At 72.3% G+C, this 10746-nt stretch carries 14 protein-coding genes; 7 read left to right on the forward strand and 7 right to left on the reverse strand.

Annotated features, from left to right (window positions below; translation table 11 throughout):
- Positions 1-313 (forward strand): hypothetical protein (locus tag ACI6PP_RS21655; protein ID WP_421113791.1); only part of this gene is annotated, 313 nt, incomplete at its 5' end.
- Positions 314-386: 73 nt separating this feature from the next.
- On the opposite strand, the gene map is transcribed toward ACI6PP_RS21655, so the two are convergent.
- Positions 387-1235: a type I methionyl aminopeptidase gene (gene map, locus ACI6PP_RS21660; protein ID WP_421113792.1), complete on the reverse strand. Its 849-nt coding sequence runs from the start codon at positions 1233-1235 to the stop codon at positions 387-389.
- A 74-nt stretch (positions 1236-1309) separates the two neighbouring features.
- Between map and ACI6PP_RS21665 the strand changes: the two genes are divergently transcribed.
- Positions 1310-1486: a hypothetical protein gene (locus tag ACI6PP_RS21665; protein WP_421113793.1), complete on the forward strand. Its 177-nt coding sequence runs from the start codon at positions 1310-1312 to the stop codon at positions 1484-1486.
- A 10-nt stretch (positions 1487-1496) separates the two neighbouring features.
- Here ACI6PP_RS21665 and ACI6PP_RS21670 read toward each other — a convergent pair whose 3' ends face one another.
- Genes ACI6PP_RS21670 through ACI6PP_RS21680 form a run of 3 tightly spaced genes read right to left on the reverse strand, consistent with a single transcriptional unit; the run spans position 1497 to position 5517 of the window.
- Positions 1497-2324 carry an alpha/beta fold hydrolase gene (locus ACI6PP_RS21670; RefSeq protein ID WP_421113794.1) on the reverse strand — a complete coding sequence of 276 codons (828 nt, stop codon included), beginning with the start codon at positions 2322-2324 and terminating at the stop codon, positions 1497-1499.
- Positions 2321-4018: a PHA/PHB synthase family protein gene (locus tag ACI6PP_RS21675; RefSeq protein WP_421113795.1), complete on the reverse strand. Its 1698-nt coding sequence runs from the start codon at positions 4016-4018 to the stop codon at positions 2321-2323. Before ACI6PP_RS21675 ends, ACI6PP_RS21670 begins: the two co-directional genes overlap by 4 nt.
- Entirely contained in the window at positions 4018-5517 is a 1500-nt protein-coding gene (locus tag ACI6PP_RS21680) for a long-chain-fatty-acid--CoA ligase (protein ID WP_421113796.1), read from the reverse strand. Before ACI6PP_RS21680 ends, ACI6PP_RS21675 begins: the two co-directional genes overlap by 1 nt.
- A 146-nt stretch (positions 5518-5663) precedes the next feature.
- Between ACI6PP_RS21680 and ACI6PP_RS21685 the strand changes: the two genes are divergently transcribed.
- The 3 genes from ACI6PP_RS21685 to ACI6PP_RS21695 are packed head-to-tail and all read left to right on the forward strand — an operon-like array spanning position 5664 to position 7086.
- Complete coding sequence (locus ACI6PP_RS21685) at positions 5664-6152, forward strand: hypothetical protein (RefSeq protein WP_421113797.1); 489 nt, start codon at positions 5664-5666, stop codon at positions 6150-6152.
- Positions 6153-6156: 4 nt separating this feature from the next.
- Positions 6157-6813: an NADPH-dependent F420 reductase gene (npdG, locus tag ACI6PP_RS21690; RefSeq protein ID WP_421113798.1), complete on the forward strand. Its 657-nt coding sequence runs from the start codon at positions 6157-6159 to the stop codon at positions 6811-6813.
- A 12-nt stretch (positions 6814-6825) separates the two neighbouring features.
- A complete protein-coding gene (locus tag ACI6PP_RS21695) occupies positions 6826-7086 on the forward strand; it encodes a hypothetical protein (RefSeq protein WP_421113799.1) in 261 nt (86 codons plus the stop codon).
- 1 nt (position 7087) lies between these two features.
- On the opposite strand, the gene ACI6PP_RS21700 is transcribed toward ACI6PP_RS21695, so the two are convergent.
- Both ACI6PP_RS21700 and ACI6PP_RS21705 read right to left on the reverse strand, forming a co-directional pair.
- Positions 7088-7351 (reverse strand): hypothetical protein, encoded by a 264-nt coding sequence (locus ACI6PP_RS21700; RefSeq protein WP_421113800.1) that lies wholly within the window; start codon positions 7349-7351, stop codon positions 7088-7090.
- Positions 7348-7719 (reverse strand): DUF2750 domain-containing protein, encoded by a 372-nt coding sequence (locus ACI6PP_RS21705; RefSeq protein WP_421113801.1) that lies wholly within the window; start codon positions 7717-7719, stop codon positions 7348-7350. The genes ACI6PP_RS21700 and ACI6PP_RS21705 overlap by 4 nt, the downstream gene beginning before the upstream one ends.
- 113 nt (positions 7720-7832) lie before the next feature.
- Here ACI6PP_RS21705 and ACI6PP_RS21710 point away from each other — a divergent pair, with 113 nt between their 5' ends.
- Positions 7833-9143, forward strand: a complete 1311-nt coding sequence (locus ACI6PP_RS21710; RefSeq protein WP_421113802.1) for an HNH endonuclease signature motif containing protein — start codon at positions 7833-7835, stop codon at positions 9141-9143.
- On the opposite strand, the gene ACI6PP_RS21715 is transcribed toward ACI6PP_RS21710, so the two are convergent.
- Positions 9074-10042 carry a CPBP family intramembrane glutamic endopeptidase gene (locus tag ACI6PP_RS21715; RefSeq protein WP_421113804.1) on the reverse strand — a complete coding sequence of 323 codons (969 nt, stop codon included), beginning with the start codon at positions 10040-10042 and terminating at the stop codon, positions 9074-9076. The genes ACI6PP_RS21710 and ACI6PP_RS21715 overlap by 70 nt on opposite strands.
- Before the next feature lie 62 nt (positions 10043-10104).
- Between ACI6PP_RS21715 and ACI6PP_RS21720 the strand changes: the two genes are divergently transcribed.
- Positions 10105-10695, forward strand: coding sequence for a dienelactone hydrolase family protein (locus ACI6PP_RS21720; RefSeq protein WP_421113805.1), 591 nt, complete (start codon positions 10105-10107; stop codon positions 10693-10695).
- Positions 10696-10746 lie beyond the last annotated feature (51 nt).

A 10746-nucleotide genomic window follows, 5' to 3' on the forward strand; every position in this document is an offset into this window, starting at 1 on the left:
GGGCATGAGCATCGAGAGGTGGCGCCACGGGCTGGACCGCCGCCTCGACGACTCCCGCGTGTTCGTGCCGGTCGTGGTGGTCTCGCTCGCCGCCCTGGTCTGGTCGGGCGTCACGCAGCACCGGCCGACCATGGCCGTCCTGGTGGTGCTCAACGTGCTGCTCTGGAGGTCGTTCCAGCGCACCGACACCGCCTTCGACGCCCAGCAGCAGGACCGCGTCGCCCGCATCCGCGCCCGCGACGACGCCCGCCGCGCCGCCGCGGCCGAGTTCCGCCGGCGGCGCGCGTCGGACCCTCCCCACCCCACGAACTGACCCGTTCCGGTCGTCCTCACCGGCGTGTCGACGACCGAGACGCGTCGAATCGTGCGGCCGGACCCCCGCGGCGTCAGGGGAGGGTGAGGATCTCCGCGCCGGAGTCGGTGACGAGCAGGGTGTGCTCGAACTGGGCGGTCCAGGACTTGTCCTTGGTGGTGACGGTCCAGTCGTCGTCCCACATGTCCCACGCGTAGGAGCCGAGCGTCAGCATCGGCTCGATCGTGAACGTCATGCCCGGCTCGATCAGCGTGTCGTGGGCGGGGTCGTCGTAGTGCGGGACGATCAGGCCGTCGTGGAAGGCCGGTCCGACGCCGTGGCCGGTGAAGTCGCGCACGACGCCGTACCCGAACCGCTTGGCGTACGACTCGATGACGCGACCCACCACGTTGATGCGACGGCCCGGCTTGACGGCGCGGATCGCGCGGAGCGTCGCCTCGTGGGTGCGCTCGACGAGCAGCCGCACCTCCTCGCGGACGTCGCCGACGAGGTAGGTCTTGTTGGTGTCGCCGTGCACGCCGTCGATGAACGCGGTGATGTCGATGTTGACGATGTCGCCGTCCTCGAGCGGGCGCGCGTCGGGGATGCCGTGGCAGATCACCTCGTTGACGCTGCTGCACAGGCTCTTGGGGTAGCCGCGGTAGCCGAGCGTCGAGGGGTAGCCGCCGTGGTCGACGATGAACTGGTGGCCGACGGCGTCGAGCTCGTCGGTGGTGACGCCCGGCGCGATCGCGGCCTCCACGGCGTCGAGCGCCTGGGCGGCGACGCGGGACGCGACGCGCATCCGCGCGATGGTGTCGGCGTCGCGGACGCGGGGCCCGTCGTACCGGGCGGGGGCCGGCTTGCCGACGTACTCCGGTCGCGGGATCGACGCGGGCACGGTGCGCACGGGGGAGATGGCCTGGGGGACGAGCACGCTCACGCCACAACCCTACGACGCCGTCCTGGTGCAGGATGGAGGCGACCAGAGTCCGACCCGCACGGAGGCCACCCATCGTGAGCGAGCAGCACTTCTTCTGCCTCAAGCACCACACCGTCGAGGGCAAGGACGGCTGCAAGGCCGCCGACCGCATGGGGCCCTACGACAGCGAGGCCGAGGCCTCCCGCGCCCTGGAGACCGCTGCCGAGCGCAACGAGCAGTGGGACGAGGACCCGAAGTGGAACGACGACTGAGTCCGGACGCCTAGGCCAGGAAGTCGTCCACCACGGGCGCCAGCTCGTCGCTCTCGGTGAGGATGCCCAGGTGGCCGCCGTGGTAGACGTGCAGCCGACAGTCGGGCACCAGGCGCGCGATGACCTTGGCGTTGACGAGCGGGATGATCGGGTCGTCGTCGCCGGCCATCACGAGCACCGGTTGCCGCAGGAACGGCAGGAACGGCAGGCTCGTCCACCCCGACGCCGCCGCGAGCTGCAGGTAGTAGCCGCGACGCGGCCCGGCACGCGTGACGTCGTGCAGCAGGGCCGCGCCGCGCGCGGGGTCGGTGCGCATCGTCCCGCCGTAGATGTCGGCGGCGACGCCGGCCGCGTACTCGGGGTCGCGGTGGCGTCGCGGCGTCAGCATGATCTTCAGGACGCGCGGGTGCGCGGGCACCATCAGCGACCCGGTGCCCGTCGCGACGAGGACGAGCCGCCGCACCCGTCGCCGGGACTGGAACGCCAGCTGCTGCGCGAGCCCGCCGCCCCACGACATGCCGAGGACGTCGAACTCGTGGTGCTCGAGCCGAGACATCAGCGCCGCCACCCACGACGACAGCGTCACCAGGTTGTACGGCACGGGTGGCGGGGGAGACCCGCCCACGCCGGGCACGTCGAACCGGACGATCCCACGTCGCGGGTCGAGCGCGTCGACGAACGGCTGCAGCGCCTCCAGGCTCGTGCCGATGCCGTTGCACATGAGCAGCGGCGGCGCGTCGGCCAGGGCTCCGGTGCCGTGACGCTCGTGCACGCGCACCTGGATGCCGCGGACCGACAGGGTGCGCAGCCCGTCCCGAGCGGGCGTCGCGCGGGTCACCGGTCGAGCACGTAGGTGCCGGGGGCGTCGCAGATCGGCTCGTACGCGGCCGACCCGAGCCGGCGCGGCTTGTTGCGCTCGGGACCGGTGCGCGCGGCGAGCCACGCGACGTAGTCGTCCCACCAGGTGCCGGGCACCGTCTCGGCGGCGTCGAGCCACTCCTGGGTGTCCTCGGGGTTGGTGGGTGCGGTGCGGAACCGCGCCTTCTCGTTGCCCGGCGGGTTGACCATCGAGGCGATGTGGCCGCTGGTCGACAGGATGAAGCGGGTGTCGCCACCGAGCAGCTGGGTGGTGCGGTAGCAGGCCTCCCAGGCGCAGAGGTGGTCGGCGATGCCGGCCACGACGTAGTTGTCGGTGTCGACCTTGCCGAGGTCCACCTCGCTGCCGAGCATCGTGGTGCCACCGGGACGCGTGAGGCCGTTCTCGACGGCCATCTCCATGAAGTCGCGGTGCATGGCCGCGCTCATCCGGACCGGGTCGGCGTTCCAGAACAGGATGTCGAACGCCTTGGGGGTCTTGCCGAGCAGGTAGCTGCTCACCCAGTAGTTCCAGACCAGGTCGTTGGGACGCAGCCAGGCGAACACCTCGGCCAGCATCCGTCCGTCCAGGTAGCCCTTCTCCTTCGACACCTTGGTGGCCGCCGCGGCGACCTTGCGTGAGACGAGCGCGCTGGGCATGCCCGCCCGCGCCTGGTCGAGGACGGTGACGGCCAGGCTGAACGCGGCCACCCGTCCGAGGTCGCCGGTGGCCGCCAGGTGCGCCATGACCATCGACGCGAGCATGCCGCCGGAGCACAGCGCGAACAGCGCGACCTGCTCGGAGCGGGCGATCTTCTGCGCCGCGTCCATCGCCTCCAGGACCGCCGCCCCGTAGACGTCGGTGCCCCAGTCGGCGTGCCGTGCGTCGGGGTTGCGCCACGAGATGCAGTACACCTGCTGCCCGTTGGCCACCAGGTGCTCGACCAGGCTCCGCTGCGGGGCGAGGTCGATGACGTAGTACTTGTTGATCGTCGGCGGCACGATCAGCAGCGGGACGCGTCGGACCTTGGGGGTCTGCGGCGTGTACTGGATCAGCTCGAAGACGTCGGTGCGCAGCACCACCGCGCCGGGCGTGACGGCGATGTCGCGCCCCACCTCGAACGCGTCGGGCTCGACCATCGACGGGACGCGCGGCGCCGTCGCCAGGTCGCGCACCATGCGGCGTCCGCCGGTGACGAGGTTCTTGCCGCCGGTGTCGACGACCGACTTGAGCACCGCCGGGTTGAGCAGCGGGTTGTTGCTCGGCGCCGCGGCCTCGACGAGGTTGTCGACGACGAACGTCATGCGCTGCTCGTCGCCCCAGTCGAGCCCGGCGTCGGCCACCAGGCCACGCGCCGTGGCGCCGGCGGCCAGGTAGGTCTGCAGCGTGCGGTGCAGCAGCGGGTTCTGCGTCCACCCGTCCTCGGCGAACCGGCGGTCCTTCTCGTGGGGCTCCACCTCGGACCGTCCGGCGGCGATGCGGCCCACCTCGACGGCGAGGTCGCGTGCGCGGGACGCCACGGCGCCCGGGCGCTGCGCGAGGTTGAGCGCCCAGCGCACCCCGGACATGCCCGGGACGAACCGGCGCAGCGGGTTGCGGGCGGCGTCGGCCAGCAGCAGGTCGAGCGGCGCGGCGGAGTCGGAGCCGTCGTCGGCGAAGTCGGTGGCCGTCGCCATCAGGAGTCCTCGGACGGCGCGTGGACCTCGCGGCGCAGGATCTTGCCCGTCGGGCCCTTGGGCAGCTCGTCGACGAGCCACAGCTCGCGCGGGTACTTGTACGCCGCCAGGTTCTCCTTGGCGAAGTCGCGCAGCTCGTCGACGGTCGCCTCCTGGCCGTCCTTGAGCGCGACCGCCGCGCCGACCTCCTCGCCGAGCTCGTCGTGCGCGATGCCGACGACGGCCACCTCGGCCACCGCGTCGTGCTCGTACAGCGCCTCCTCGACCTCGCGCGGGTAGACGTTGTACCCGCCGCGGATGATGAGGTCCTTCTTGCGGTCGACGATGAAGTAGTACCCGTCGTCGTCCTGCTTGGCCATGTCGCCGCTGCGGAACCAGCCGTCCGGGATCGACTCCGCGGTGGCGTCCTCGCGTCCCCAGTAGCCCTTCATCACGTTCTCGCCGCGGATCGCGATCTCGCCCACCTCGCCGGCGTCGACGTCGTTGCCGTCGTCGTCGAGCACGCGCATCTCGACGCCGCGCACGGGCACGCCGATCGAGCCGGGCTTGCGCTCGATGTCGGGGCGGTTGAACGACGCCACGGGCGACGTCTCGGACAGGCCGTAGCCCTCGAGCACGACACAGCCGAACGTCTCCTCGAACTTGCGCATCACCTCGACCGGCATCGCGGAGCCGCCCGAGATGCAGGTGCGCAGGCTGGACACGTCCGCCGACCCGGCGTCGGGCGAGTGCAGCATCCCGGCGTACATGGTGGGCACGCCCTCCAAGACGGTGACGCCGTCGCGCCCGACCACCTCGAGCGCCTTGGCGGCGTCGAAGCGCGGAACGAGCGTGAGGCAGGCGCCCTTGAGCACCGCGGCGTTGAGCCCGCAGGTGAGCCCGAAGCAGTGGAACAGCGGCAGGCAGCCCATCACGACGTCGTCGGGCGTCAGCTCGATCAGCGTCTCGGCGCTGACGGACGCGTTCGTCGCCATGTTGGCGTGGGTGAGCTCGGCGCCCTTGGGCTGGCCGGTGGTGCCCGAGGTGTAGAGCAGCACGACGGTGTCGTCGTCGTCGCGGTCGGCAACGTCCGTGCTCGGCTCGTGGTCGGCGAGCAGGGAGTCGAAGTCGGCGGGGTCGACCGTCACGCAGTCGATGCCGACGCTGCCCGCGGCCTTGGCGGCCTCGTCGGCCATCTCGTGCCAGGCGAACACCACCGACGCGCCGGAGTCGGTGAGGTAGTACTCGACCTCGCGCGCCTTGAGCAGCGGGTTCATCGGCACCACCACGGCGCCCGCGGCGACCGCGCCGTAGAACAGCACCGGGTACGCGGGCACGTTGGGCAGCACGAGACCCACCCGGTCGCCCGGCCCGACGCCGCGCGACGCCAGCAGCGCGGTGACCCGCTGCGCCGCCTCGCTCAGCGCGTCGTAGGTCAGGACGGCGTCGTCGAGCCGCACCGCGGGACGGTCGCCGTGCTCACCCGCCGTGGTGACGAGGTTCTGGGCGAGGTTGGTCACGGGGGCCTCCGAGGCTCGGGTGTGATGCGCCCTGCCTACCCGAGTGTGACGTGAGGCACAACTTGGGATCTTCTGGGAGCGAACGGCGGTGGACGCCACGGCGTAACGATGTAACTGTGTAATCACATCGACTTCGGAGGACCATCATGAGCGACGACGACATCCGCGGGTACGTGCAGGGGCGGCTTCCCGACGACTGGTTCACCGAGCCGGCCGACGTGACCGTCGACCGCGAGGAGGTCCTGGTGCGCGGCCGCGTCGCGCCGCCGGGCGACGGCGCCGACGCGAGCGCCGAGGAGGGCCGCATCGCACGCTTCCGCGAGGACACCCGCGACGCCCGGATCGGCGTCGCCCAGGAGCTCGAGCGCCGCTTCGGGCGCAAGGTGGCCTGGGCGGTCGACTGCGGCGGCACCTCGCAGACGTTCACGTCGCTGTCGGTGCCGGTCATGACGCGCCTGCGCCAGCCCGAGCGGGTCGTCCTCGACACCCTGGTGGCGGCGGGCGTCGCGCGGAGCCGGTCCGACGCCCTCGGCTGGTGCGTGCGTCTCGTCGGGCGGAACGCCGACGACTGGCTCGCCGAGCTGCGCGAGGCGATGACCACCGTCGAGCAGGTGCGCGAGCGCGGGCCACAATGACGCCATGACGGTTGACTCGGGCGCGGCGCGCACCATCGGGATCATCGGCGGCACGGGCCCCCAGGGCCGCGGCCTGGCGACGCGGTGGGCGGTGGCCGGCGTCCAGGTGACGCTGGGCTCGCGTGACGCCGCCCGCGCCGCCGACGTGGCCGCCGAGGTCGGTCACGGCGTCACCGGGGCCTCCAACGAGGACGCGGCGGCGGCCGACGTCGTGGTGGTGACCGTGCCGTTTGACGCCCACGAGGCGACCCTGCGCTCGCTGGAGCCGGTGCTGCGCGGCCGGATCGTCGTCGACTCGGTCAACCCGCTCGGCTTCGACAAGCAGGGCCCGTTCGCGCTGGCCGTGCCCGAGGGCAGCGCCGCGCAGCAGGCCGAGGTCCTGCTGCCGGGGTCGACGGTGCTCGCGGCGTTCCACCACGTCTCGGCCGTCTCGCTCGCCGACCTGTCGGTCACCGACCTCGCCCTCGACGTCCTCGTCCTCGGCGACGACCGCGACGCCGTCGACGTCGTCGTCGGGCTGGCCGACCTGATGCCCGGCGTCCGCGGCCTCTACGGGGGACGCCTGCGCAACGCCCACCAGGTCGAGGCGCTCACCGCCAACCTGATCGCGATCAACCGCCGCTACAAGGCGCACGCGGGCCTGCGCATCACCGACGTCTGACGTTGCCGGCCGATGTCCCGCCTCCGGCTCGCCCGCTCGGGCCCCTGGATCGCCGTCGCCGGTCTGGTCTGCCTGCTGTGGATCGACCTCGCCAGCATCCTGTTCGCCCCGTGGTGGGGCGTCGCCCTGATGCTGCTCCTCTGGTTCGTCTGCGCCGTCCTCGTCCTCGGCTGGTCCCGCATCCACCCCGCCCGGACGGCCTGGGTGCCCGTGGTCGGCCTCGTCCTGTGGGGCGGGGTCGTGGCGCTCGGGTTCGGGGTGTGGGGCTGGTGAGTCAGTCGGGCTGAGGCGGCTCCCGCAGCCCCGTCGCGAACTCGGCGACGAGCCAAGTCAGCCCGCCCAGGACCACCATCGAGGCTCCCGCTGCAGCCGGCACTCCGATCATCCAGGCCGCCAGGACCGGTGGCTCGGTGCCCGTGACGAAGATCAGTGCTCGGAGTGCCCAGCCGATGACGACGAGCAGTCCCCAGACGGCTCCGCCGATCTTCGTGACGGTCTTGGCCTTCTCGCCCCAGTGAGGCAGTGGTGGCCTGGTCATGTCGCCGACGCACGCGACTCGCGCGAGGCGAGTGCGACCCTGACGTGCTCGGGGGACAGGTCGTACCCCGTCGCCCACGGGCCAGCCCAGTTCAGACCGACGTCCATCTCGTCCTCATCTAGACCGGTGAGCCATCGGGTGCGCCACACGTCGAGCGGGATCGCGAACGGGACCATGCCTGCATAGGCGTCGACCGTCTCGACGATCCGGTGAGCGCGTGTGTGAGTCGACCAGAACGGCATGACGCGCCGTGCGCCGTCTCGGCGGACCGGTGCCGGGATACCGCCCTCGTCCCGCACTGCCCACACCTGACCGTGTCGGAGGGCCTCGGTGTAGAAGTTCGAGGTGTTGGCGGCGGCTGTCGACATGGGTCGAATGGTGGCACTGCGTCGGCGGTCGACGTCGCGTATCGGCGAGATTTCGTTGGCTTGATTCGTACATGCGTTCGTAAACTGTCGGTGGCGGGTCCTAGGGTGGTGTCATGACCACGACCTACCCGGAGCTGGAGCAGGACCTGCTCGAGGCGACGGCTGCGACGATCCGTCAGATCGACGGCATGTGGTCCGAGACGTTCCGCTACCTGGCGCACTGGCTCGGGTCGCTGGCCGAGGAGTGGTCCGCCGTGGGTGGTGGTGGGGCCGAGTCGCTGCAGCAGCCCGGCGGTGACGGGTCGCCCTGGGTGCCGGAGTTCGGGATCTGCGAGGTCCAGGCCACCACCGGCCGCACGATCTGGGCGGCCCGCCTGTTGGCGGCGGACGCGTTGTCGTTGGTGCACCGCCTGCCGCGCACCCTGGACGCTCTGGACGCCGGTCTGATCGGGGTCGACAGGGCGCGGATGGTCGCCAGGACCACCCGGCACCTGTCACTCACGCAGGTCACCGACCTGGAGGACGTGCTGTTCACCGGCCCCGACGTCGACCACCCGTTGGTCGCCCGGATGTCCAGGCGCCGTCTGGAGGACCTGGTCGAGCAGGCCTGCGACGCCGCCGAGCCTGACGAGGCCGAGGACCGGGTCGCGTGGGCGTTGGCGCACCGCGACGTGAAGATCGATACCGGTGACGAGCCGGGCATCGCCGAGGTCCGCGCCCGCGTCTCGACCACCGACGGCGCCCGTCTGGACCTGCGGCTGCGGCAGGTGGTCGGCTGGTTGGTCAAGGTCGGTGACACTCGCAGCACCGCCGAGCTCCGGGCCGTCGCGCTGGGGATGCTGGCCGACCACGGGCGCGTCGAGGCCCTGTGGGGGCAGGTCCAGACCCACCGTGCGGGTGAGGCGACCCAGCCCGACGAGGCCCAGGCCGCAATCCCGACCGGGCCGATGCCCGCGACGGTGCTGTTCGTGCACCACGACGCCTCGACCAGGACGTGGTCGGTCGACCGGGCCCGCGCGTCGGACCCCCTGGGCGGTCCGATCACCCACGACCAGGCCGTCGACCTCGTCGGCCACGGCAACGTCAGGGTGACGCCGGTGATCGACCTGGCCGAGGACCTCACCTACACCGGCTACGTCGCCCCACCCCGGCTCAGGACCCAGCTGCGGCAGATGAACGCCGGCCTGTGCCCGTTCCCCTGGTGCGACCGACCCGCAGCCACCGGCGACTACGACCACCAGACCGAGTACCCCCGAGGCCCCACCAGCAGCAGCAACGGGCACCTGCTCTGCAGGCACCACCACCGCGCCAAGACCCACACCACCTGGCGCGTGACCCAACCCGCCCCAGGCGTCTACCTGTGGACCGACCCCCGCGGCCACCACCACCTCGTCACCGGCGGAACGACCACGTCCCTCGACTGAGTCGGGGTGCGGGTGGCGATGCCCTCGCTGCGGGCGAGACGGTCGACGACGAGGAGGAAGGCTGTTGTCGTCACCAGGCTGCCGGCGAGGCCGACCCACGTCTCGTCCGCGGGGCCGAGGAAGGTCTCGAGCCCGAACGCGACGACGTTGTTGACCACGTGAAGGGCGATGGCCGCCTCGAGACCGCCGGTGCGGTAGGTGATCCAGCCGGCCGCGATGGCGAAGGTGGCGACGTCGGTCTGGCCGACGAGCCCGTACTCGTGGCCGGCGACGAACAGGGGCACGGGCAGCAGGACGGCGAAGGCGGGGTGGGCCAGCCATCGGCCGATCGCCTGGGCGAGGTACCCGCGGAAGGCGTACTCCTCGGCCGCGGCCTGCAGGGGCACGAGCAGCACGGTGATCGCGAGCACGGCCGCGACCGGTCCCGGCTCGACGTCGACCGGCGACACGGGATGGCCGGTCAGGTGGCCCACCGCCACCGAGATCGGCACGAGGACGACGTAGACCACGAGCGCGACGACGGCACAGCGCAGCATCCAGGACCAGCGCAGCCGGCCCGCCACCGACGACAGCAGGCCGAGCGGCGCGGGGCCCACGGCCACGCGAGCCAGGACGGTGAGCGGCAGCAGGACGACCACGGTCAGCAGCACCGCGGCGTAGCCGACCGGGTCGCTCGCGAGCGGACCGTCCATCGAGGAGCCGATGCGGTCGAAGAGCGCGCTGCCGGCCTCGGGGCCTGACCGGGTGACGACCGCGACGGCCAGGGTCCAGAGCACCGTCGCAGCGATCACCATGAGTCCGAGGCCGACGATCAGCAGTCCCTCGATGAGCGGCTTCCACCAGCGGTCCCCGCCGCCGAGGCGGGCGGCGCGGTGATACGGCAGCCCGGTCGAGTCCACGGGCTGCATCCTGTCAGCGGGTCGGACTACGGTGCGAGGACGCCACCGACGAGGGAGCCACGATGACCGACGTCCTGCTGCTGCACCACGCCCAGGGGCTCACGCCGGGGGTCGAGGCGTTCGCCGACCGGCTGCGCGCCGCGGGCCACCGGCTGACCGTGCCCGACCTCTATGAAGGTGCCACCTTCGACACCGTCGAGGAGGGCGTCGACCACGCGAGGTCCGTCGGGTTCGACGTCGTCGCCGGACGCGGGCGTGCGGCCGCCGACGCCCTGACTCCCGAGGTGGTCTACATCGGCTGGTCGCTGGGGGTGGTGCCCGGGCAGCAGCTGGCCCAGACGCGGCCCGGCGCGCTGGGGGCGGTGCTGCTCGAGTCGTGCCTCCCCGCCTCCGAGCTCGGCAGCGGCTGGCCGCACGCGGTGGCGCTGCAGGTGCACGGCATGGACGCCGACCCGATCTTCGCCGGCGAGGGCGACCTCGAGGCCGCCCGCGAGCTGGTGGCCGGCGTCGCCGGGGCCGAGCTGTTCCTCTACCCCGGCGACGCGCACCTGTTCGCCGACAGCAGCCTGGACTCGTACGACGAGACCGCGGCGACGCTGCTCGTCGAGCGCGTGCTGGGCTTCCTCGCCACCGTCGACGGCCGGGCGCGCTGAGGGCCGCTACGACTCGAAGCTGTGCTCGGGCGCCGGGAAGACGCCCTCACG

Origin of the sequence: Solicola agrisoli (assembly GCF_049059935.1) — a bacterium.
Taxonomy (GTDB): domain Bacteria; phylum Actinomycetota; class Actinomycetes; order Propionibacteriales; family Nocardioidaceae; genus JAURVT01.